This window comes from Gabonia massiliensis (genome assembly GCF_001403595.1).
GTDB classification, from domain to species: domain Bacteria; phylum Bacteroidota; class Bacteroidia; order Bacteroidales; family Coprobacteraceae; genus Coprobacter; species Coprobacter secundus.
The window spans coordinates 1,110,101-1,136,131 of the sequence record NZ_LN877939.1; the positions used below are offsets into that span (position 1 = coordinate 1,110,101).

Here is a 26,031-nt window from a genome sequence, read left to right on the forward strand (position 1 = left end):
TCATCGTACTATTTTTATAACTGAAGTACCAAGATTTGTCCGGACTAGCAAAGCATACACTCCTGAAACAAAATTTGCCGTAGAAATAGTATGATAACCACAATTCAAACCAGAACCATAAACACATGCCAATGAACCGATATTATATAAAAATACTTGCGCATTAGCCACGTTTTCAGGAACTGACAAATCAATTGATTCTTTTCCAATATTAATTGTCACACCCGATTCGGCCTTAACATCCTCAATACCCACCGGTAACATCTCATCATTTACAACACCTATAACCGAATATGAAGGCATCTTACCGTCTTCCATAGCTATAAAAGTTATTCTATCTTTTTCCAACACAAATGTTTCATCCCAACGCACACTCCATTTTCCATCTCCAATTTCTGTCGTAATATCCAATAACTCCCCATAAGCAGATAATACATAAAATTGAGATAAATTACCGGTATAAGAACCCTCGGCACCATTTTTTGCACATTTCTCTACAGATACGGGAGCCGTTTGATTAACAAAAAACGGGAATGTCTGTCCTTCAATAATTTGCCATTTATCGGCATTATTAAATTTCATGTTTGATAATGATTTCATATCGTTCAACGCAAGACCTTGTGCATCAAAAGTAACTTCATCATGTCCTTCCCCCATGTTCATTACCGCACCATCTTTATTATAGAAGCAATTTGTTACAGTCAAAGATGGCCAATTACGCCCACAAATGCCTCCAATCTTTATATCTCCCGAACCGGTTATCGACCCTGCAGCATAACAACCGGAAATTGACTGATACGATGTTCCTGTAATTCCTCCCGACCAAACTGCTGTATTCAAAGCCGATGCTACAACATCTCCTGTAGAATAACAGTTCTGTACAATACCATCAATTGGAGAACCACCAATACCTCCGGCTCCCGGTCCTGATATTTTACCACAATTGAAATTATTGTCTATAACCGTTGTTTTAATTCCTTGTTGATATCCAACAATTCCACCAACAGCATCTTCACTGGCAGTAACCGTACAATAATTTGCACAATTTTGAACACCAGGATTATCTTCTACAGCTTGCTCAAGCTGCAAAAAACCAATAATTCCTCCTACTTGTTTTGTACCCTCGACTGACCCGGTAGCCACACAGTTGCGAACATAGCGTCCAGTCCCAATGCATTGATTAAATCCCGAAACCGCGGCAATACCAGCCCCACCTGTTACTGTTACCCCCAGTACCTGGCAATTATCGATATTTCCTTCATTTACGCCAACAATACCTCCAATATTATCAAGGCCATCAATTTGGCTGTTTATCACCTTACAGTTTACTATCGAACCGCCTTTCTTTTCCCAATTTCCATTTGTAGAACATATAATACCACACCAATTTCCTCCCTCTATGTATGCCCCATAAATTGTCAAATTTTTTACAACACCCGGAGCCTGTATACGACCAAAGAATCCCAATCCATCGCTCGCACCCGTCATTTCCAAGCCTGTAATCACTTTTCCATTACCATCAAATGTGCCCTCAAAAGCATTATCGATAGTAGAGCCTATTGGATTCCAAACCACTCCAGTAAGATCGATATCATTCATTAATTTAAAGCAAACAGAACTTTGAGCCGTATAATCACCGACAGCTTTCAAATCATCTACTGTCACTACCTGATACGGGTCATCTGTCGTACCTGCTCCACCCGTAAATGTATGGCCTTCGGCCCATGTATTCCCTGAAACTCCGCAAAATAATACGAACGCAAAAGATAAGTAATACTTCTTTTTCATTGTAGCATAATTTAAAGTTAACAATAAAAATTAATTTGTTTCTATTGGCGCATAAAAACAGATTCAATAAAGTTATATTTCAGCCTTTATATTAGATTAACAATCGAACTTATATTCATACTCATTTTTCTTGAAAATATTTTATCTTATTTGTATAAATAATCTTCATATCAGTTTAAATAAAAACGGAATTTTATTTTCATAAAACTCCGTTTATAAACAGTTGTACCGTTATATTATTATCTAATAATAATCTTCCCAACTTTTATTATATTATTATCAGTGTCATAAATTTTTACCAAATAAACACCCGGACTCCACCCATTTACAGGAATCATATTTCCAACTCCTTCTTTACATAAATATCCGTTAACATTATATGCCTGCCAACATGGAGATGATATTCCAATAACATAAATATTTCTTCCCGCATCCGTTGCAATCGGGTACATCGAAACTTGACGATTATCATTTACAAATAAATTCATATCCGAAACGGAATTCTTAAATATTAAATTTTTCACCAATTCATGGTCATCCGTATTATTTGTTTTTATATGCATATTATCATCTCCTGTCAACAAATTTCCCTCTATTATGACATTATCAAAAACAATATTTTTTACTTCCTTCATTGGTGTTCCATCTTCATACCAGCCATAAAGCCAGATGTCATTCGCAATCTCGCTCCCACTGTTCGACATCGAAGTAACATTCCGAAATGTTATCTCCTCTATTCCTCCCGGTAATTTTTGATTTCCCAGAAGAGAGCCAAACCAAAAATCATTTTTAAATCCAAGACCAATCAATCGTTCACAACGATATACTCGAATATCTTCAAAAAGAATATTCCTGAAATACGTTCCATGTAAAGCACAAATATTCATTGCCGAACGTTCGTCTAACTGCTCATGGTGATTCGGGTCGTCATACGAAAACAATATATCACTATTTTTCAAAGAAATATTCTCATATATTGAGGCCTGGGTCTCTGCTCCCAAGCCAAACGCATTGTTCGCATCATTCCACAACTGAATACGTTCAAATGTCAAATTTCGATTAGGTTTATAATTCGAAGGCAGGGTCGTTGAAGGAGCCATGCCTTTTATTGCTATTGCGTCGTCACATGCTCGGATAAACATATTCTCGAACGTACAATCGGTCGAAAGATTTATATCACATCCATCGGTACTAGCATAACGGGTAGAAATAATCTTTACATTTTTAAAATGTATATCAGAACTATTATCTACACCTGTCGTCCAACTTTTTGCTCTGTGCCCATGTATTATAATGCCTTCTACTGTAGCGCCAGAAGACCACTTCACTTGTGTTACCATACCTTTATTATGTTCTTGGTTCATCACCATACCACGACCAAAAATACGTGCCGAAGTCCCTGACGATATACACAACTGACCATCTAAAACGGCTCCTCCAGCAAGATAAGCCCTATGGTCTTTATTCAATGTCAGTTTTCCTTCCGAGAAAAATTCACTCAAATCATAATATCCCGGACCAAAATAATGCAATTTTGACGTAGGTTCATAAATATATCCACTTTTTCCTCTTACCGATTCCGGAACCTCTTCGTCTATACTGTTTGCAAATAGATGTAATACATCTCCTCGATAATCATCATTTACTATTAAAGTTAAATTTACATCCGCCTCATTCAATGTAAAAGTAATCGTTCGGTCATCTTTTCTATATGCCCTTACCCCATAACGATCAGGGATCAAATCAAAATCGTCCAATATACCAGCATAAGAAATATCAATAGTCACTGGAACATTTTCTTTAAAATCAAAATATCCAAAATTGACATTTCCTCCAAAACAATTATTATCATTATAAATACCTGTATATTTGCCATTTACCGAAACCGTAAACTGAGCCGGTCCCTCCATCGGATATTCCAAAGGCCTGGAATAAGTTATAAGATTCTCATCTGTTGTACGTTCTCCAATAGCTTTTATAGCAAATTCCCAAATATCGTCATTCAATTGAATTTTTGAATTTACAGGACTCACCAGTTTCATTCCTAAAGATTTATTACCCATGAACAGACCTCTTCCATATACCCGGTCATCCAAACTTCCATCAAAACCAATCCACTCATCTACCAATGCACCTCCCATTATATAGATACTTTTTGCCTTACGCAGTTCTGCATTAATAGACATCTTGCTCAAATCATAATATCCTGGACCAAAAATACACAATCCAGAACTCTCATCATAAATATATCCTTGAGGACTTTCAACCTGAGGAAAACCTTTTCCCTTACTATTAATAAATAAATGCAATATATCGCTTCGAGTATTTCCTATAAGCTCAATAATCAGCTCTCTATCAATTGCCGGAGATTTAAACCCTATCACTTTTGCCGATTTCTTTTGTACCGACACAAGTTCCTCACCTGTATACACCTCAAACGTCTTAATCGTCGTACTATATGATACAGTAATTTCTGATGATACAACATCATCACATTCCAGCGATGCAAAATGTATCACCTTTCCTTTGTCATCCTTATAATTATACACTCCAGTATAAACTCCATTTATTGCCACATTAATACTCGCAGTCGTCTCTAATATATATTCCGACGGACGAATATAGGTTGAAATTATATTATCACTGTAACTCTGCCCAGCTGCTTTTCTGGCAAAAGACCACTTAGATGTATCTTCAATGGCAAATACCAAAACGACATTAAAAAAATAAATTATCCCTAAACAAAATAAAAGATTTGCCTTTTTCATAAACAATTTTAATATAAATCAAACCTATAAAATTACCGTACTATAATAGCCGTCACTTGAGATGATAACCGCCCATCCAATATTTTAATAAAATTGATTCCGCTGGGCCACTCAGCTGTAGAGATAATACACTTTCCCGAATAATCACCCAATAACTGACCCAATGAAGAATAAGCACTACATTTAAGAATAGGGTCTCCCTCCAAATAAATATTTTCACCTTGATTCAATATCGTAGGATATACTTTTACTGCATATTTTTCTCGAACTTCTGTAACATCTAAACCGGTATTAAAAAACAAATCTTTAACCAAAATAATCCCAGAGACATTATTTGTTTTGATACTCTGGTCATTTTGCAATAAATTACCTTCTATTATTACATTATCAAAAGTGATATTTTTCACTTGTTTCGTAGGGGTTCCCTCCTTATACCATCCATAAAGCCATATATCGTTTGCAATTTTACTTCCACTATTCGATTCACAGATTATATTCCGAAATATGACACCATCAATTCCTCCAGGATAACTTTGGTCTCCCTGTATGGAACCAAACCAAAAATTATCTTTAAAGCCAAGTCCTATTAAACGCTCACATCTATTGACTCGAATATTCTCAAAAACTATATTTCTAAAATATGTCCCATGTAAAGCACATATATTCATTGCCGAACGTTCATCTAAAGTTTCATGATAATTGGGGTCATCATATGAAAATAATATATCGCTATTTCTTAAAGAAATATTTTCGTATAGCGAAGCCCGAGTTTCTGCCCCCATTCCAAAAGCATTATTACAATCATTCCACAATTGCATTTTCTCAAACAAGAGATTTTTATTCGGCCGGCAATCTACTGGAGCAGACGTTTCGGCATCTAAACCTTTAATGGCAACTGCATCGTCACAACTTCGAATAAACATATTCTCAAATGTAAAATCGGTACATTGATTAATGTCAATACCATCGGTACTCGCATAGCGGGTACTTATAATTTTTACATTACGATACGACAACCCTGAACTTTTATCATTTGTGCACACCCAACCCGGAGCTCTGTGTCCATGAATAATTATTCCTTCTATAGTTCCTCCTGTCGATGCTGATACAGACAAAACGACACGATTATCCATACCTTTTTCTTCCTTATTCATAATCATCCCTCGNAAGAACTTTGATTGAAACCCAACTGTCCATCCAAAACAGCACCACCTGCAAGGTAAATTACCTTTTTTTTATTGACCGATAATGTGCCATTACTAAACATTTCACTCAATTTATAATATCCCGGTCCAAAATAATGGATACCTTGTTTCTTATCAAAATAATACCCTTCCTTTTGAGCAACATTAGGAATATTCTTATCTATACTATTTGCAAATAAATGTAAAACATCGCCTTTATAATTGCCATTTATTATTACGGTTATATACTGTTCTACGTTACTAATCTGGAAAGATAAAGCGTTATCAGATACTTTTTCGGCTTGTATATTAAATCCTTTTGGTAATATCTCAAATGAATCGATCGAACCGCTATAAGATACAACAATATTTACCGAATTTCCTGCTTCAAAATCAAAATACCCAAAATTTACATTTCCTCCCCACAGATTATTGTCATTATAAATACCTGTATAATATCCATTTACTGAGACATTGAATTTTTGAGATCCTTCCAAAGGATATTCTTCCGGCACAGTATAAGTCATCAATTGCCCACTAGAATAATTTTGTCCCATAGCTTTTTGAGCAAATGTCCAAGAATGTGTATCGTTCATTGAAAAAACCTGCTCAATAAAAAAACAGCAAAAAATAACAGGGAACCACAAAAGGATAAAGACTTTACGTATTTTTCTCATAACAGATATTATTTTAGGTTATTATATTCACAAGAGCCCCAGAGATAATATTCTCTATAAGAAAAACAAACAAACATATATATATACTCACTCCAAATTATTTATTTTAATAACTCTTTTTTCTATTTTTGTACCCCAAAATAAAATAGGTCATGTACGAGCTTTGCTGCATAGGTCATATTACTTTAGATAAAATAGTTACTCTCCAAAAAACAGCTTTTTTGCCAGGAGGGACTTCTTATTATTTCTCTTACGCTATCAATAAATTTAAAGATATAGACTATCTATTGGTCACAGCTGTAGGCCCTACAGAAATGAAAACGATAGATAATTTATGTAATAGCGGAATAAAAGTAAAAGTACTGCCTAGCCGTAAATCTGTATATTTTGAAAATATTTATGGAGAAAATCCAGACAATCGAATTCAAAGAGTATTGGCAAAAGCTGACCCTTTTACTACTGAACATCTAAAAGATATAAATGCACATATCTATCATCTGGGAACTCTATTGTCCGATGATTTTACAACTGACACTATCAAATATCTATCAACTAAAGGGATTGTATCTGTAGACTCACAAGGATATCTAAGAAAAGTAATAAATACACATGTATATTCTACTGATTGGAAAGATAAGATAGAAGCTCTAAAATATATACATATCCTTAAAGCTAACGAAGTTGAAGCAAAAGCATTGACCGGCTATTCTGATGTAAAAAAAGCTGCCATACAATTATATGAATGGGGAGTAAAAGAAGTATTGATTACTCTTGGGAGCCAAGGGTCTGTCGTTTATGACGGTCATTCTTACCTCATCATTCCCGCTTATATCCCCCAGCAAATTATTGATACAACCGGATGCGGTGACACATATATGACTGGATATTTATATCAAAGAGCACATAATACTCCACCAGAAGAATCTGCTCGTTTCGCAGCCGCTATGTCAACATTGAAAATTGGATATATGGGGCCTTTTGATGGAAACAAAGAGGATGTTTACGCTTGTATGGAAACAGCCCAACAAGTCTTCCCTTCTATATAAATTTATTTTTCATATATATATCTAAATAAAAATGTATTACGTTTCAGATAAGTAAATAATGCCGTAATAACAGCTATAATCATATTAAAAATAAAAGCAAACTGTTGTGTTTCAATATTTAATATATCTTTGATAGTATCTATTATAAAAGGACAAAGCAATATCGCCAAATAATTCATAGACATAACAAAAGCCAAAGCTAAAGTTACTTTTTGAGGAATGGCCGTACGGGTCGTTTTATCATAAGCTATCGGTTGTATTACTCCATATCCTAATCCTGCCAAAATACATCCTAATCCTATCAGCCATTCAGTTCTAAAAATAAGAATCAATAATATACCGACAGCAATAGACAACATACTACAAAATTCGGTCAGATTGCCCAGCCTCTCAATTATCTTATTCAGAATAAGTCCAGGAGCCATTATTGCCAGAAAAAAAAGTGAAATCATTATACCTGATATACCACTTGAAAACCCGTATTCTTTCATTAAAAAAGGCAAATTAAAGCTAATAATAATCACTAAGTAAGTACTAAGCCCATAAAAAAGCATTATCCCTATCAACCGTTTAATCTGAATACCCAAACGACCAAAAGAAGAATTCATATTACTCTCAGAGAGGCTAATATCAGAAGCATCAGACACTGAAGATTTTGGCTCTATATTCTTCTTGAGATAAAACGATAAAAAAATAGATACAATGGGAAATAAATAGACCAAAAATGGAAGATGCCAGTTTTCTTCAGCTAAATATCCAGTGAGAACAGTTGCCAAAACTAAAGTCACATTTGTAATAGCAGAACTGTATCCAAACTGCTTTGTTCGATATGGTCCGGTAAAAAAATGAGATATAAGTCCAGTAGACAAAGGTACAATCAATCCTGAACCTATACCTAACAATCCACTTACTACAACAAGTTGCCACATCTTATTTGAAAGTAAATATAAAATACCACTTAATAAAAAGATAGATAATCCTATCTGCAAAAGCTTTATACTATTTACTCTTTCTGTCAACTGTCCAGATAATATAATAAAAGGAATTATCAACAAAGATGGTAAAGATGATACCATCTGAATCTCAAGTTCTGTCGCATCGGGAAAAATAACAGATAACTGACCTAAAATAGGAGACACTGCCAATCCCGGCAATGCATTCAATGCAGATATCGACCAAATGCCTACAAGAGTAATAAGAGGAATATTTCCTCGCCCTGTCTGAATTTCCATCTACGTAATAATAAATATTTATACCTTCTCAATATCTGTCTTCGCAAGACAAATACGTATTAAAAACAAAATCTACAAGTGAATGTTTAATCTGCAATTATAAACTCAAAACTAAAAGCAATCAAAAGCATATTTCTATAAAATTAAGTTGATTCTTACTAATCATTTACTCTTCATTTTTAATAAAATCCAAATTATGCATGAATAACAAAAATCAAAAAACTTTTATCTCCAAACAGTGTTTTGGCTTAAAAGGAAATAGAAATCCAAGAGGATTTTACCCTCTGTTTAATCATAAAATTATAGAAAAATGAAAGATGTAAATTTTAGAAATGGCGATGCCAAAACTGCAATTTTCGGTTCTGAAGAAATGTTACAACCATCACCTGTCGATAAAATCCCCGATGGTCCTACGACTCCGCAAATCGCTTACCAAATGGTAAAAGATGAGACTTATGCTCAAACCCAACCTCGTCTGAATCTGGCAACCTTTGTCACTACATATATGGACGATTATGCAACCAAATTAATGAACGAAGCTATCAATATCAACTATATTGACGAAACCGAATATCCTCGTATTGCTGTCATGAATGGAAAATGTATCAACATTGTTGCTAATCTATGGAACACACCAGAACCGGAAAAATGGAAATCAGGAGCATTAGCTATCGGCTCATCGGAAGCTTGTATGCTAGGGGGTGTTGCTGCTTGGCTACGTTGGCGTAAAAAAAGACAAGCACAAGGTAAGCCTACAGATAAACCTAATTTTGTCATCTCTTCCGGATTTCAAGTCGTTTGGGAAAAATTTGCACAACTATGGCAAATCGAAATGCGTCAGGTTCCCCTTACTCTCGAAAAAACAACTCTTGACCCTGAAGACGCATTAAAAATGTGCGACGAAAATACAATCTGCATCGTTCCTATCGAAGGCGTTACATGGACAGGATTGAATGACGATGTCGAAGCTTTAGACAAAGCTCTCGATGCTTACAATGCAAAAACAGGATTCGATATTCCCATACACGTCGACGCTGCCTCTGGTGGCTTCATTTTGCCATTCTTACAACCTGAACTAAAATGGGATTTCCGTCTAAAATGGGTATTATCTATTAGTACATCCGGACATAAATTCGGGCTGGTATATCCGGGACTTGGCTGGGTTGTATGGAAAGATAAAAAATATTTGCCGGAAGAAATGTCTTTCAGCGTAAATTATCTGGGAGCAAACATTACCCAAGTAGGACTAAACTTCTCTCGCCCTGCGGCACAAATACTCGGACAATATTATCAGTTTATCCGTCTTGGATTCGAAGGATACAAAAACATTCAGTACAATTGTATGAAAGTTGCTGAATATTTGCACGAACAAATCGGAAAAATGAAACCATTCGTGAACTACAGCAAAGATGTAGTAAACCCACTATTCATTTGGTATATGAAACCTGAATATGCTCAAAATGCCAAATGGACCCTTTATGATTTACAAGATAAATTGAAACAAGGCGGGTGGATGGTTCCGGCTTATACATTGCCTGAAAATATCCAAAACTACATAGTAATGCGTATTGTGGTTCGTCAAGGATTCAGCCGCGACATGGCAGATATGTTACTCAATGATATAAATAATGCCATAACCGAATTGGAAAAACTAGAATACCCAACACCAACTCGTATTGCCCAAGACAAAAATATAGAAATTAAAGGGTCTGTATTTACTCATACAGGATCATGTAAGAAAAAATAATTTTACGAAAAATCTATGGCAAGATGAGGATGTCTGAGAATAAATACTTCGGAACATCCTCATTTCGTCTACCTACTTATTAAAACCATTTTTTATGAATAAAACAATTTCAGTCGCCCAAATAAAAGAAGCGGCACAAGAAGCCTACGAACAAGTAAAAGGAAACACCGAAGGTAAAAATGCCGATTATATTCCTTATCTGGCCAATATTGACAAAAGCCTTTTTGGAATCAGCATTTGTTTGATGGATGGACAAATTATTCAATTCGGAGATTCTGAATATAAATTCGGTATAGAATCTGTATCAAAAGTTCATACAGCAGTACTTATTCTTCGCCAATATGGGGCACAAAAGCTTTTGGAACAAATCGGGGCTGATGCTACAGGACTACCATTTAATTCGATTTTTGCTATTTTACTGGAAAATGACCACCCTTCTACTCCACTGGTTAATGCAGGAGCTATTACTGCCTGCAGCATGGTAAAACCTATAGGAAACTCAGATAAAAAATGGAAGGCTATTGTTGAAAATATTACTGATTTATGTGGCAGTGCCCCTCAACTCATCGATGAACTATATAAATCAGAATCAGATACTAATTTTAATAATCGATCTATTGCATGGTTACTAAAAAACTATAATCGTATCTACGATGACCCTTCGATGTCACTCGACTTATACACACGACAATGCTCTTTGGGCATCACTACCACCCAACTATCTGTATGTGGCGCAACAATAGCTAATAAGGGGACCAATCCTGTCACAAAAAAACAGATATTCGATGCATCACTAACTCCTAAAATTACCTCATTAATCGCTACTGTGGGATTTTATGAACATACAGGTGACTGGTTATATACATCTGGAATTCCTGCCAAAACCGGGGTTGGTGGAGGTGTAATGGGTACCCTGCCCGGAGTATTCGGAATAGCTGCATTCGCCCCTCCTATCGACAACGCTGGAAATTCCGTAAAAGCCCAATTAGCTATCAAATATATTATGAATAAATTAAATTTAAATATATTTGGAGGTGAACAAGTTTCCATTATAAATTAGCCTGGCTGGATATTGTCACTTTTTGGAGACGATTGTTCCTTTACTAAAGGCGAAACAATCGTCTCTCTTTTTTGCGAATTATCATAATACTGCTGCTTTTCTTGATTTGTTTTTTGTACTAAACTCGTCACATAAACAGTAAAAATCGGAAACATCATCATACCCAAAGCTGCTAATAGAACAGATAACACTCTCCCGGTTACTGTTACTGCATAAACATTTGACCCTACTGTAGTAACATCCATAAACGCCCACCACAATGCATCGCTATAAGATGATACTTCAGAATTGACTTTATGCTCCAGCACGAAAAAAATCAAACTTGAAAAATAGACTGTAGCCAATAACATTGTCAGATATGAAATAAAAAGGCTTGAAGCTTTACTTGCTGTCAACCACCCTACAACAATAGCCAAAGCATATCCACTACGCAGTAAAGGAATAAAACGAAGGAAATAAGTCGTTTCAGGAGAAAAGGCCAGCTGCATATAATCTATAATATTCAAATAAGGGATAGATACTAAAAAAAATACGAAATGTGTACGCAAATAATGCCATTTTCTTTTAGCTAAAAAAAACTCCAATATAAAATCAAACATAAAAAACAGACATATCCAACCTTGAAGTTTCAGATACGAACTCTGAGATACAAAAGGTATATTTTTAAAGGTATCAACAGAGATACTAATAATCAAAAAAAGCGATAACAATAAGATTATAACATGTAATATACCATATATTCCCTTTTTTTGATACACAAAATCAGATAATGCAGACTTCATATTCCATTTTTTAGATGAGTACTTAATATCATGATAAGAACAATTCGGAATCCTGTTTGTTTTCACTCTCCATTTATTAATTAAAAATGTTTTACACTATATTTTAAACCAACCCAGACAGTATTTGTTATAAACTCATATTTGAAACTTATGAAACAAACCATTAACAAAAATGCATTATGGCAAATATTGGAAAAACAGTAAAATTAGGAGTATTTACTCTCGCTATTATGAACGTAACGGCTGTCGTATCCTTACGAGGTCTACCTGCCGAAGCCGAATATGGATTAAGTTCTGCATTCTATTATCTGTTTGCAGCACTTGTATTTTTAATTCCCACAGCATTAGTCGCTGCCGAACTGGCAGCCATGTTTCAAGACAAACAAGGAGGAGTTTTTCGGTGGGTCGGTGAGGCATTCGGAAAGAAAGCCGGATTTTTAGCTATTTGGCTACAATGGATAGAAAGTACAATCTGGTATCCTACCGTCCTTACATTCGGAGCAGTCTCAATCGCATTTATTGGAATGGACCATTCTCAAGATATGATTTTAGCATCAAATAAATATTACACATTAGCGGTCGTCCTAATTATTTATTGGCTGGCCACCTTTATTTCGTTAAAAGGTCTGAGCTGGGTAGGGAAAGTCGCAAAAGTAGGAGGTATGATAGGCACTATTATTCCAGCAGGTTTACTAATCATATTGGCAATCGTATATTTGGCTATGGGAGGCCAATCACAAATGGACTTTTCCGGAAACTTTTTCCCTGACTTTACCAAATTCGACAACTTAGTATTGGCTTCAAGCATATTTTTATTTTATGCAGGTATGGAAATGGGAGGTATTCATGTAAAAGATATAGAAAATCCTGCTAAGAACTATCCTAAAGCAGTATTTATCGGTTCAGCTATTACTGTACTAATTTTTGTTTTAGGGACATTTTCTTTGGGGATTATTATTCCTCAAAAAGATATAAACCTGACTCAAAGCCTTCTCGAAGGTTTTGATAATTATTTCAACTTTATACGAATGTCCTGGCTATCTCCGATTATTGCGATTGCTTTAGCATTTGGTGTTTTGGCAGGAGTATTAACTTGGGTAGCCGGACCATCAAAAGGTATATTTGCCGTAGGCAAAGCGGGGTATCTACCTCCATATTTCCAAAAAACCAATAAAATAGGTGTTCAAAAAAATATTTTATATCTTCAGGGATTAGCCGTTACTCTATTAAGTTTACTCTTTGTTGTCATGCCTTCTGTACAAAGTTTCTATCAAATATTATCCCAATTGACGGTATTACTATACTTGATAATGTATATGCTCATGTTTTCTGCAGCCATTTATTTAAGATACAATATGAAGAAAGCAAATCGACCATTCCGTATCGGTAATAAAGGTAATGGATTGATGTGGTTTATTGCCGGATTAGGATTTTGTGGGTCTTTACTGGCATTTTCTTTAAGCTTTATTCCCCCCAGCCAAATTGCAACCGGAAATAGTACTGTATGGTTTTCAGTTTTAGTTATCGGCTGTATTATCGTTGTTGTTGCACCCTTCATTATCTATGCCTCTAAAAAACCTTCATGGTCAAGTGCGGATAGCCAGTTCGAACCTTTCCATTGGGAAGAAAATACTTCTGCAACTTCAACCGTCAATACTGACTCAACTAACAATACATCTCAGATGAGAAATAATGATACAAATAACTTAAACAATAAAACCAACCTAACTCCCGGGAATAATAAGCCTTAAAATACAAAATTAATTGATTCATATACAGGAGGGTTGTCAAATCTCAATTTTTGAAAATATGAACTTTCTATTTAAAATTTGAGCATTCTAAAAGACAAAAAAGGTCGTATCAATCTCTGCTTTGAGTAATGATACGACCTTTTTAGGTATCATAGTTACAATCTATAACTTTTCGAATTGGTCATTTTAGCTTTGACTCCCTCCCCTTGTCTTATTCCCACTCAAGATTCTTGGAATATAATATGTATAAAAGAACTTTATTACTTATATAAAGTTCTATGACCGAGTAGATTTTTCTATAAACATGAAAATTTGAATAGCTGTCTAAAGCAGAAAACCTTTACTTTTCTAAAAAGCCCTAATCTAACGTATATGGTTTGCGATAGTCATAATGGAGTCTCTTTGTAGCTTCAGCATCGTCTACAAATTTCTGAACAATAGGATTCCATTGCAAAGGTCTATCAAGCTCATAAGCAATATTCCCTAAAGTACATACCGTACAAGAACTATGCCCTACTTCCACAGGAACATTTGGGTCACGACGTGAACGAATACAATCAATGAAAATCTGGTAATGCGGTACATTGGTTTCATAAACAGCCTTTTCATCAACTTTCTTAGGCATGAACTCAGGAGAAGAAGCAAGAAATTCTCCACGACATACTTGAATCCAACCATTTTCGCCAATAATCTTAATTCCAAGTTTACCACCATCAAACTTTTGTTGAGTCATTTCAATACCATTATCATAACGGAAAGTAAGACAATCATAAGGACTCGCTGATGGTGGAAGAATTTCTACAGGACCAGAGCCGTCCTTACCAATAGCCCATTGACCGATATCAAACATATGTGCCCCCCAATCGGTGGTATAGCCTCCTCCCATTCCTTGATACCAACGCCACGCACCCCAACATTCATCACGGCCATCAGCATCAAGTAAAGGATTCAGTTCATGATTATAATACCATTTTGTATCCAAAGGGCCAAGCCACAAATCCCAGTCAAGTCCTTTAGGAACTTCTTGTCTTGGCAAGTTATAAGGTTTTGGCCCTTCTCCTACATGAGCTTTCATAAGTGATATTTTACCCAAAGCCCCTTCCCGTACAATATTGGCCGCATGAACAAATTCATCCATTGAACGCTGCATACTACCTACCTGTAAAATACGTGTATTCTCACGGACAGCCTTAACTAATTGTTGCCCTTCATAAATAGTAAATGTAAGCGGCTTTTCAAGATATACATCCTTACCTGCACGACAAGCTGCAATAGCCATAATCGCATGTTGATGATCGGGCGTCGCAATCACCACTGCATCAATATCTTTACGAGCGAGTAATTCCTCATAATGAATATACATGTCTAATTTGTTCTTAATACCTTGAGCAGCATAATATTTATTTACTCGGTTCTTAAAACGGTCTCGTTTAATATCATAAACATCACAACCGGCAACAATACGTACTTCGGGAATAGTAATAAATCCCGCCATTAAATGAATTGCCTGTTGTCCCAAACCAATAAAACCGATATTGATTTTATCATTAATTTCGGTCTTTTTAGATTTTGCTGAAGTTGGCACTGAAGCGGCAGACACCTGCCAAGGAGCAATTAAAGATGTTAACCCTAATGCAGATAGGCGCAAGAAATCTTTTCGATTCATTTTTGAACTCATGTCATTTATTAGATTTTAAGTTAAACATTAGATGTATTCGGAAATATCTATAAAGCTATATGATTTTTTTTAATAAACATAATAAAATAAATATGTTTCCATATAATGTGTAAAATTTATCATTATGAAGATAATACAACATATAGTTGAACAATCCTCAATAATTACTTTATAGATAAAAAAACGGGGAAACAAAACGTCTCTCAACTATTGAAAAAAATTCAAATAATAATTACATACTTTAACAGTATAACAATTATATCTTGTCCTGCATCTATTAAGAAATTCCTAACAAAAATGTTATTTTTGTATCAAATCACGACTATAATAACATGAAAAAAAAACATTTATTACAACTCATCGGGATAGGACTACTCACCCATTCCATGGTTCTTGCCAAAGAAAGAACGGATATCTACCACAAAGATTGGATAGATTTTAACAAAAACGGGAAAATGGATATTTATGAAGATACCAAACAGCCCATCGAAAAAAGAATCCAAGACCTACTTTCCCAAATGTCTGTCGATGAAAAGACCTGCCAATTAGCAACATTATATGGTTATAAAAGAGTATTGAACGATTCTCTACCGACCGATAACTGGAAAAACGAAATATGGAAAGACGGAATTGCAAATATTGATGAACAACTAAATGGTATTGGAAAAGGAGCACAAATAGCACCGCACCTCATATATCCTTTCAGTAATCATGCCAAAGCCATAAACAAAATCCAAAGATGGTTCATCGAAGAAACCCGCCTGGGTATTCCCGTCGATTTTTCGAACGAAGGTATACATGGTCTAAACCATACAAAAGCGACTCCCTTGCCAGCACCCATTGGGATAGGATGTACTTGGAATAGGAAGTTAATCTTACAAGCGGGTGAAATTGCCGGAAAAGAAGCTAAAGCTTTAGGTTACACAAATGTATATGCTCCTATACTGGATATTGCTCGTGATCCCCGCTGGGGCCGGGTATTGGAATGTTATGGAGAAGATCCCTATTTAGTCGGGACTTTAGGTACTCAAATGGTTAAAGGAATACAAAAACAGGGTGTAGCATCTACACTAAAGCATTTTGCCGTTTATAGTGTCCCTAAGGGCGGTCGTGACGGAAATGCAAGAACAGACCCCCACGTCAGCCCCCGAGAACTACATGAATTATATTTGTATCCTTTTAAAAAAGTCATTCAAGAGGCCCAACCGATGGGGGTAATGAGCAGTTATAATGATTGGAATGGAGAACCTGTATCAGCCAGTTATTATTTCCTAACCGAATTGCTCAGACAACAATTCGGATTCAAAGGATATGTTGTGAGCGACAGCGAAGCAGTTGAATTTGTGGCATCAAAGCACCATGTTGCCCCTGATTATGAAGATGCAGTACGGCAAGTAGCCGAAGCCGGATTAAATGTCAGGACCCACTTTACTCCTCCACATGATTACATTCTGCCCATGCGTAACCTAATTCAAAACGGACGTATTTCCATGAAAACTATCGATAATTTGGTTGCAGATGTATTGCGTGTAAAATTCGAATTAGGTCTGTTCGACTCACCATATGTGACAGACATTAAGGCTGCTGATAAAATCGTCGGTGCCGATAAAAATCAAGATTTTGTACTTGATATACAAAAACAATCCTTAGTATTACTTAAAAATGACAACAATCTATTACCATTAAATAAAAAAGAAATAAAAAATATTTTAATAACCGGCCCGTTGGCTAAAGAGACAAATTACATGATTAGCAGATACGGACCACAGGAGCTTAACAATATTACCGTCTATGACGGAATAAAAGACTATGTTGGAAATGATATAACCTTATCTTATGCTAAAGGTTGCGAAACAACTGATAAATACTGGCCAGAAAGTGAAATCATCCATTATCCGTTAAGTGATAAAGAAAAACAAGATATACAGGAAGCTGTCTCTCTGGCACAAAACAATGATATTATTATTGCCGTGCTCGGTGAGGATGAAGAATGTACCGGAGAAAGTAAATCCCGAACGGGACTTAATTTGCCAGGACGACAACAACAACTTCTTGAAGCACTTTACTCTACCGGGAAACCTATAGTGCTGGTACTTATCAATGGGCAACCATTAACTATAAACTGGGCAAACAAGTTTATACCATCTATTTTGGAAGCATGGTTTCCTAACCACTTAGGGGGTAAAGCAATAGCAGAAACCTTATTCGGAGACTATAATCCAGGAGGGAAATTATCAGTAACTTTTCCCAAAACAATAGGACAAATAGAATTGAATTTTCCATTCAAACCCGGTTCCCAAGCAGGACAACATCAGGAAGGGCCTAACGGCTACGGGAAAACCCGAGTAAACGGAGCTTTGTATCCTTTTGGTTATGGCTTAAGTTATACGACATTCAAATATGAAAACTTAAAAATAACCCCAACTTCGCAAAAAACTAAAGGAGATTTCAAAATAACAGCAGATATTACCAATACAGGCAAAAGAAGCGGAGATGAAATTGTCCAACTTTATATTCGCGATAAGGTAAGTAGTGTAATAACATATGATTCCCAACTACGTGGATTCGAAAGAGTCAACTTAAAACCCGGAGAAACAAAAAAGGTAGAATTCACTCTTCATCCCGAAGATTTAATGATATTAGATAAGAATATGAACTGGACAGTAGAGCCTGGGGAATTCGAATTTATGCTCGGAGCCTCATCTGAAGATATCAGGCTAAAACAAATTGTACAGGTTACTCCTTAAATATTATCTATATTTACTCTATAACTAATATCATAGATAATCTTCATCCCCAATATTTACCCCTGCCACACACATATTGTAATGTGACAGGGGTAAAATCATTAAAATTCAAACTGTATGTTAGACAGTGTTTTATAATATTACCAATGATTTACCATGATGTTACTCTATCAGGACATAGGACTGCATTATGTGCTGCCTGCTGAGCAATTCTTACTTGTTGTGTAGTAATATCAGAAGGTTTATAAGAATTTCCAACAGCTGCCTTTCCTGTAATCATTTCAAGCCAAGTACATGCTGCAGTATACTTTCCTAACGCGTTCAGATGATAACCATCAGAACCACAAAATATATCTCCGAGTGAAGAAGCTCTCCCGTTTTGGATAGCAGTTCCCGATGGTATAATAAATGTAATCTTATTAGGGTTCGAACTATCTTCATTGATTTCTTTTACCGTTCTATCCACAGTCTCAATAATAGCATTATACATGCACATCTGATTTGAATTATAATTTTTAAAACCAGAATGTTTTGTATCTTGAGCATAAGCCCAAGTCGCATGAAAGATATATTTAACTTTAATATTAATTACATTCTCAGCTACAAACTTCATCAATAAAGATAGATTCGTATAAGTTGCATAATTTCCTGAATCATAACTTCCCTGCTGAAAAGAAATATAATCCCATGCTTCATCTCGTATACATTCGAGCATGGACTTATTAGAGGTATTTACCTTTTTCCCATTCACAATTTTTCGATACTGATAAGCTGCTTCTTCACTTTGCGCACATTCCCAATGCCTATTGATAGTGCATCCGGGAATAAACATATTTCCAATAATCAATGTATCTCCATTTGCTTCAGCCAACTGATATAAATTTTGTTCTATGGCATTCTCCGAAAAGCTATTTCCAACAGCCAAAACTTTAATTACTGAGCCTTGTACTGAGAAGACTAAAGCGGATAATAATAGAATCGTTATAAAACACCGTGTCCTTTTCATAAACAAAAAATTATTTTACATTTATTACACTCAGCCTGATAACGGCATAAATGTAATAATTATTTTATTAAAAGTACATTTCTTAAAAATTATCTATAATATTGAATAAATGCGGCTAAAGGTATGCCCATTTTCGGATAACTTCGATATGGATGTGGCAACCCCTTCTGGATTCCATTTTCTCTATCATATCCACCATTTTCATCCACAACAATTCCTATATCTACCATATAATATCCATCATGTTCCCTATCATCAAATACATCTATAATATTTTTACGCAGACGCCACATCGCTGCATTCTGATAAGGAGTAAATACGCCAGAAACATTATCTATAGAACCACAAGTCGTGGTAGGAATAAGAATAACAAATTTTCCATCAGGAACTGCTTTGAGATATGAGTTTTTCATATCTTCAAGCATCGCATTCCATTCTGAAAAGTCTGCGTTAATATCATATCTAAAATCATTTAGTCCTAATAATTCAAATAAAAAACGAGGAGGTTTTATTTTCCACATTTTCAAATATTTTCCATAGTCAAAATTCCAGCTAAAATCTGTCTCTTTAACCGGAACCCATTTTCTACCATCATACTTCACAAAAGATTCAAGTTCATTATCATATTGCAAATCATTTTTCTTCGGAGAAGATAAGTAACCTGTCTTTTCGTCAAACCACCCAATATAATCATCGTATCTTCCACAATGATATACAGTCATAAAATCTATTGTTTTCCCTTTTGCAACTAAATAACTATTTTTCCAAAAACCTGTAGCTCCCCAATAATAATAATCACCATCTGGTTGCATAAAACCATGAAAAGATGTTTTATCCTTGGGTATTTTAAAATAGTCGGCCAATCTCCATCCTCCACGTCCTTCATCATATTGTCCTTCTTCTCCCTGAACTTTCCTCATTCCTATCAATCGAACTCCCGGCACATATTTTTTTGTAAAAAAAGCATCTCTAAAAAAAGCTCCATTTACATAACTGTCCCCTAAAATCTGAATAAAAATATCACCATCATATTTAGATTTATTACTTGTCAAAACTGAGGTCTCTACAGATTTTATAACCTCAAAATTTTCCCCTTCAATCAAATTCACAACTAATTTCCCATTATTTTGAGGTTTATCCACTACCACTCTATCGCCCAGTATTTGAGAAAAATGTATATTTCCACCAAACCTTACAAAATATTCATACGGAAACCATCTTTTGAGAAAAGGCTTAATAAAAATATCATTTTCCGTATCAGCAAGCATATATAACCGAGAAGGTATACAAATATCATTAGATAATGTCAACACATTATTTATCACAACATGGTTCCCATCATCCAAAGTAACTACTGACTTATCCGGAATACGGCCCAACACCTCTCTGAAAAAATGGGCACGCATAGGCCACCAGCTTTTATCAACACTATGCTTCTGATTTCGATAAACATAATATTTTTTCTCTGACGGAATCAAGTTATAACTTGCAAAATTTGTATGAGGAGGACATGTATTATCTTGTAAACCTATTCCCATAACGATAGGGCATTGTATCCGAGGTGCAAAGTTCTTAACATCAAAATAAGCCAACAACCCATAAATATCATCCCAAGTTTTATCCGGATTTTTCTTTAAATAATGCTCAAAAGAGGACTTTGGCCAAGGACATATCTTAAAATAATCCCGAAAATCAGTTAGAAAAGGAATATGTGGCGCTGCAACTTTTATACGCTTATCCAAGGCACAAGCAACTAAAGAAAAAGCTCCCCCCTGACTACCTCCTTCAACTGCTATTTTCTGATTATTGACTTCCGGTCTCGAACAAACAAAATCTATAGCCCGCACCAAATCCATATATGCTCCTCGATAGTAATAATCATATTTATCTTTCAAACCATAAGTAATCCAATCACCATAAATATTTTTTGTTTTTTGTATCCCCTGTCCCCGGACAGAAAGAACAAATTCACAAAAATCAGTCATGGCTGTTGCATCAGGGAAATAAGGTGATGCTCCATATCCCATGTATGCCACAATAACAGGATATTTCCCTGATTTTTTAGGAACACAATAATACCCTTCTATCTTTACATTTCCCCATGAATACATCTCTACATGATACATATTTTTTTTATCCGACGATTTATCTTCCATCAAAGTCATCTTATACCGAGGAATAACCCTTCCCAGTTCTTCCTTAGTCTTTTGCCAAAAAGTTTCAAAATCGGCAGGAGCATCAACTGGAGAGACTATACTTTCAGGATTGAATCCAACATTGAAATGCAAGACATTACTCTTGATATCTTTCCCCTCTGCATATATAGTAAAGCGATAAAAACCAGCATGCAAAGGTGTATACTTAATCCCGTCAAACGACATCTCTTTATTTTTATATTTAATTTTATAAGAAAGAGAATCTACACTGTTATAGTCATCTGTCGTTATTTTACATATTAAGGTAACATCTCGTTTCAGATTAGAAACACTTTTAATTCCAATTTTTAAATCAATATTTTGGGGTGACACAAATATCATATCTTCATCACTCGAATCGACAGTTAATATCAAAGAATCCAAATCACTTTTTATCATTGGAGAAGATACACCTGCAAAAAGATTTTCCGACACAAGATTGGTCGGAAAACATAATATATTCAACAGAATAAAAACTAAAATTCTAAATACTTTCATACCTACATTTCTACTTCTACATTTACAATTTTCTCCGTATGAATCAGTGGAAGAATATTTCCTGAAAGAGATTTACCATCTATTCTAATCTGTTTAACACCTTTCATCATTCCATTTCGATTACTTACTTTAATCTCATAAGTAGTTCCTCTAAAACGACGAATAACTGTAAAAGATTTCCAGTCAGAAGGTATACAAGGGTCAATCAACAATCCATCATATTGTGGCCGAATTCCCAAAATATATTGTGTAACAGCGAAATAATTCCAAGCCGCAGTACCCGTTAACCATGAATTTTTCGCTTCACCCGGGCAATATGCATCTTTACCGGCAATCATTTGTGCATATACATAGGGTTCAACTTTATGTAACTCACTTATTTTCTCTAAATAAGTCGGACATATTTTTTTATAATATTCCCATGCACGATCACCCCGCCCCAAAATAGTTTCGCCAATAATAATCCATGGATTATTATGACAGAATATTCCTGCATTTTCTTTGTATCCTTCCGGGTAACTCGATATTTCGCCTGACTCAATATGATATGTTGTATAAGCAGGATTATTCAAAACTATTCCATATTCACAATCCAACCTGTCTTTTACCGCATCCAATGCCTTCTGTACCAACCCCTCTTCAAGACCTATTCCGGCCATAGAACACCAACCGTTCGATTCTATAAATATTTTACCTTCTTCATTTTCATTGGAGCCGATTTTATTCCCCCAAAAATCATAAGCACGTAAAAACCACTCTCCATCCCAACCATACTTTTTTACAGCTTCTGTCATATCATTTACATGTTGCCGGGCGCGAACTGCTTCTTCTCTTTTGCCTAAATAATCACATAAATCGGCATATTCCTTTCCATACATAACAAATAGTCCAGCAATCATCAAGCTTTCGGCTTTACTTCCTTCAGTTTTATTTTCTGTCGTCTGAAAGCTTTCATCCGGATTATCAGAGAAACAATTCAAATTTAAACAATCATTCCAATCAGCCCGTCCAATCAACGGTAATCCATGAGGCCCTAAATTATTTATAACATGATTAAAAGATACTGTCAAATGATAAAAAAGAGATTTTTCAGAACCTCGTTCATTATCGAACGGAACCATTTCATCCAAAATCGAAAAATCCCCCGTTTCTTTTAAATAGTGTACTGTACCAAAAATAAGCCACATCGGGTCATCATTAAATCCCTGCCCTATTTCATTATTTCCTTTTTTTGTCAAAGGCTGGTATTGATGATAGCATCCTCCATCTGGAAATTGAGTAGAAGCAATATCGATAATACGTTCACGAGCCCTTTCCGGTATCTGATGCAAAAATCCAACCAAATCCTGATTCGAATCCCGGAATCCCATTCCCCGGCCGATTCCACTTTCAAAAAAAGATGCAGAACGTGAAAAGCAGAACGTAATCATGCACTGATATTGATTCCAGATATTAACCATCCGGTTCAGCTTATTCTCTTCCGATTTCAGGACATACACATTCAATAAATCATCCCAATATTTTTTCAAATCAAACCACGCCTTATCAACATCTTCAACTGACTGAAAACGTTTAATTGTATCTTTAGCCTTGGTCTTATTAATGATTTTCTTCTTCTCCCATTTTTCGTTTATATCATTTTCAACATATCCTAATACAAAAATCAAGTCTTTCGATTCTCCTGGCTGTAACTCTACTTCTATACAATGTGATGCTATAGGAGACCACCCATGAGCGACACTATTTCTCGCTTTACCCTGCAATACCACTTCCGGTTCATCAAATCCATTATATAATCCCAAAAATGATTCTCTATCCGTATCAAATCCATCCATCGGGACATTTACTGAATAATAAGCATAGTGATTACGACGTTCCCGATATTCTGTCTTATGATAAATAACAGAACCTTCGATTTCAACTTCTCCTATAGAAAGATTCCTTTGAAAATTTTCCATATCTGTTTGGGCATTCCAAAGGCACCATTCTACAAACGAAAAAAATTGTACTTTCTTCACTTTATCCGAAGTATTCTGTAAAGTCACTTTTTGAACTTCTGCCCAAGTCTCCAAAGGTATAAAATAAAGAGCCTCAACTTTCAACTTATTTTTTTCACCTTTTATAATGGTATAGTTCATCCCATGTCGGCACTCATAATCATCTAATTCTGTTTTACAAGGTTTCCACCCAGGATTCCAAACTGTTCCGGCATCATTTATATAAAAATACTTACCCCCGTTATCCATTGGAACCCCATTATAACGATAACGTGTAATACGACGAAATTTTGCATCCTTACAAAAAGAGTATCCTCCTGCTGTATTAGAAATCAAACTAAAAAAATCTTTTGTTCCCAAATAATTTATCCAAGGCCATGGCGTACGAGGATTAGTAATTACATATTCCCTACAATTATCATCAAAAAATCCGTATTTCATAATCTTTTACTATTATATTACCCATTATTATATTTCTTCTCTCTTATTCTTTAGGGCAATTCCTATTTCTGCCATCTTCTTCTCACTTAATGGATAAACAAGCATAAATAAGACGCCCAGGAAAGTACCTATAGCCGGGAAAAAACTAAGCATCATACGTATGCCATTTTGAGCAAACTCTGTCTGAACCACATTTGCTTGAAATCCATAATATCCCAACAACCAACCAGTAAGTGCACCACCAATGGTCCATCCAAATTTTTGAGACATAGAGGATGCCGAAAATACTAATCCAGTAGCCCGCCGTTTGGTCTTCCATTCAGAATAATCAGAAGCATCGGCATACATTGACCAGATAAGAGGTAATGTAATTCCAGCACATAGACTTATAAAGAATTGTAATACAAAGATGAGGGAAACATTACTCCTATCGATATAATAAAACCAGATATTTAACAATGTAGCAATTACCATTGCAGTAAGAAATGTTCCTTTTTTCCCCATACGATTAGAAACCGGAATAGTCAATAAAACTCCAACAATATTCGCAGCTTGCCCTAACACAAAATACATACTACTTAGTGAGATAGTCATATTGAATGAATTTAACTGAAAAGCATCCTGCACAGTCACATAATATTTAAAATAATATATAGCCGCACCATCACGTATCGAATTAAAAAAGATAACAGATATACCTGCACCTAATAGAATAAACCATGGTCGATTTCCCCATAAATCCCGAATATCATCTTTTAACGAAGTTTTTTCTACAACAGGTTTTATTCTTTCTTTTGTCCATATAAAACATAGATAAAAAAAGATGACTGCAACAATGGCAAAGACTACTGCCGCATATTGCCATCCTGCAGCCAAATCTATTCCATTGCCTTTTATTTTGCTAAAAACATCTACTAAAGGCTCTGCTGCACCTAAAACCAACAAACTTCCAGCAAAAGCAAATGTCATACGATAAGTCGCCAACGATGTACGGTCTTTCCCATCTGATGTCATTACCCCCAATAATGACGCATAAGGAACATTTATCAACGAATAAACCATCATCATAAGCGAATATGTTATATATGCATATACTATCTTTCCATTTTCACTCAACCCCGGAGTAGAAAACATAAGTATGCCCAAAATACCAAACGGCACCATCATCCAAAGCAAATATGGACGAAATTTACCCCAACGAGTTTGAGTGCGGTCGGCCAATATTCCCACAAAAGGGTCAAAAATAGCATCCCAAATACGGGTTATCAAAAACATTGTACCCACTACTACAGCCGAAATACCAAATACATCGGTATAAAAAAACATCAGGTACATTGTAAACAATTTCCAAAACATCGATGCTGCTGCATCACCAAATCCATATCCGATTTTCTCTTTTAATGAAATTTTATATGTATTCATCATTCTATCATT

The 26,031-nt window shown here is 35.4% G+C and carries 15 protein-coding genes; 5 read left to right on the forward strand and 10 right to left on the reverse strand.

All coding sequences use genetic code 11. The features are described from left to right. The 3 genes from BN2628_RS09175 to BN2628_RS09185 form a co-directional block, all read right to left on the reverse strand. The gene (locus tag BN2628_RS09175) at positions 1 to 1,788 is read right to left on the reverse strand and encodes a hypothetical protein (RefSeq protein WP_055096934.1); all 1,788 of its coding nucleotides are present in this window, start codon (positions 1,786 to 1,788) and stop codon (positions 1 to 3) included. A 239-nt stretch (positions 1,789 to 2,027) separates the two neighbouring features. Beyond that, positions 2,028 to 4,556, reverse strand: a complete 2,529-nt coding sequence (locus BN2628_RS09180; RefSeq protein WP_055096936.1) for a glycoside hydrolase family protein — start codon at positions 4,554 to 4,556, stop codon at positions 2,028 to 2,030. Positions 4,557 to 4,588: 32 nt separating this feature from the next. Continuing rightward, positions 4,589 to 5,710: a glycoside hydrolase family protein gene (locus BN2628_RS09185; protein ID WP_154668441.1), complete on the reverse strand. Its 1,122-nt coding sequence runs from the start codon at positions 5,708 to 5,710 to the stop codon at positions 4,589 to 4,591. 859 nt (positions 5,711 to 6,569) lie between these two features. On the opposite strand from BN2628_RS09185, the gene BN2628_RS09195 reads away from it, so the two are divergent. Further along, positions 6,570 to 7,463 (forward strand): PfkB family carbohydrate kinase, encoded by an 894-nt coding sequence (locus BN2628_RS09195; protein ID WP_021931931.1) that lies wholly within the window; start codon positions 6,570 to 6,572, stop codon positions 7,461 to 7,463. Between the two features lie 2 nt (positions 7,464 to 7,465). On the opposite strand, the gene BN2628_RS09200 is transcribed toward BN2628_RS09195, so the two are convergent. Continuing rightward, on the reverse strand, positions 7,466 to 8,695 hold the full coding sequence (locus BN2628_RS09200; protein WP_055096942.1) for an MFS transporter: 1,230 nt from the start codon (positions 8,693 to 8,695) through the stop codon (positions 7,466 to 7,468). Positions 8,696 to 9,005: 310 nt separating this feature from the next. Between BN2628_RS09200 and BN2628_RS09205 the strand changes: the two genes are divergently transcribed. Beyond that, positions 9,006 to 10,442, forward strand: coding sequence for a glutamate decarboxylase (locus tag BN2628_RS09205; RefSeq protein WP_055096943.1), 1,437 nt, complete (start codon positions 9,006 to 9,008; stop codon positions 10,440 to 10,442). Positions 10,443 to 10,536: 94 nt separating this feature from the next. Further along, the gene (glsA, locus tag BN2628_RS09210) at positions 10,537 to 11,502 is read left to right on the forward strand and encodes a glutaminase A (RefSeq protein WP_021931928.1); all 966 of its coding nucleotides are present in this window, start codon (positions 10,537 to 10,539) and stop codon (positions 11,500 to 11,502) included. Here glsA and BN2628_RS09215 read toward each other — a convergent pair. Then, entirely contained in the window at positions 11,499 to 12,284 is a 786-nt protein-coding gene (locus BN2628_RS09215; RefSeq protein WP_055096945.1) for a potassium channel family protein, read from the reverse strand. The genes glsA and BN2628_RS09215 overlap by 4 nt on opposite strands. 179 nt (positions 12,285 to 12,463) lie before the next feature. Between BN2628_RS09215 and gadC the strand changes: the two genes are divergently transcribed. Continuing rightward, the gene (gene gadC / locus BN2628_RS09220) at positions 12,464 to 14,035 is read left to right on the forward strand and encodes a glutamine/gamma-aminobutyrate antiporter GadC (protein ID WP_055096947.1); all 1,572 of its coding nucleotides are present in this window, start codon (positions 12,464 to 12,466) and stop codon (positions 14,033 to 14,035) included. A gap of 358 nt (positions 14,036 to 14,393) precedes the next feature. Here gadC and BN2628_RS09225 read toward each other — a convergent pair whose 3' ends face one another. After that, on the reverse strand, positions 14,394 to 15,713 hold the full coding sequence (locus BN2628_RS09225; protein ID WP_021929385.1) for a Gfo/Idh/MocA family protein: 1,320 nt from the start codon (positions 15,711 to 15,713) through the stop codon (positions 14,394 to 14,396). A 332-nt stretch (positions 15,714 to 16,045) separates the two neighbouring features. Between BN2628_RS09225 and BN2628_RS09230 the strand changes: the two genes are divergently transcribed. Further along, entirely contained in the window at positions 16,046 to 18,460 is a 2,415-nt protein-coding gene (locus tag BN2628_RS09230) for a glycoside hydrolase family 3 N-terminal domain-containing protein (RefSeq protein ID WP_021929386.1), read from the forward strand. A 151-nt stretch (positions 18,461 to 18,611) separates the two neighbouring features. Here BN2628_RS09230 and BN2628_RS09235 read toward each other — a convergent pair whose 3' ends face one another. The 4 genes from BN2628_RS09235 to BN2628_RS09250 all read right to left on the reverse strand — a co-directional run bounded on the left by BN2628_RS09235 (position 18,612) and on the right by BN2628_RS09250 (position 26,019). Next, entirely contained in the window at positions 18,612 to 19,466 is an 855-nt protein-coding gene (locus tag BN2628_RS09235; RefSeq protein WP_021929387.1) for a DUF4886 domain-containing protein, read from the reverse strand. A gap of 89 nt (positions 19,467 to 19,555) precedes the next feature. Next, complete coding sequence (locus BN2628_RS09240; RefSeq protein WP_021929388.1) at positions 19,556 to 22,159, reverse strand: acetylxylan esterase; 2,604 nt, start codon at positions 22,157 to 22,159, stop codon at positions 19,556 to 19,558. 2 nt (positions 22,160 to 22,161) lie between these two features. After that, a complete protein-coding gene (locus BN2628_RS09245) occupies positions 22,162 to 24,597 on the reverse strand; it encodes a glycoside hydrolase family 94 protein (protein ID WP_055096949.1) in 2,436 nt (811 codons plus the stop codon). A 27-nt stretch (positions 24,598 to 24,624) separates the two neighbouring features. After that, positions 24,625 to 26,019: an MFS transporter gene (locus tag BN2628_RS09250; protein WP_055096951.1), complete on the reverse strand. Its 1,395-nt coding sequence runs from the start codon at positions 26,017 to 26,019 to the stop codon at positions 24,625 to 24,627. Positions 26,020 to 26,031: the final 12 nt, after the last annotated feature.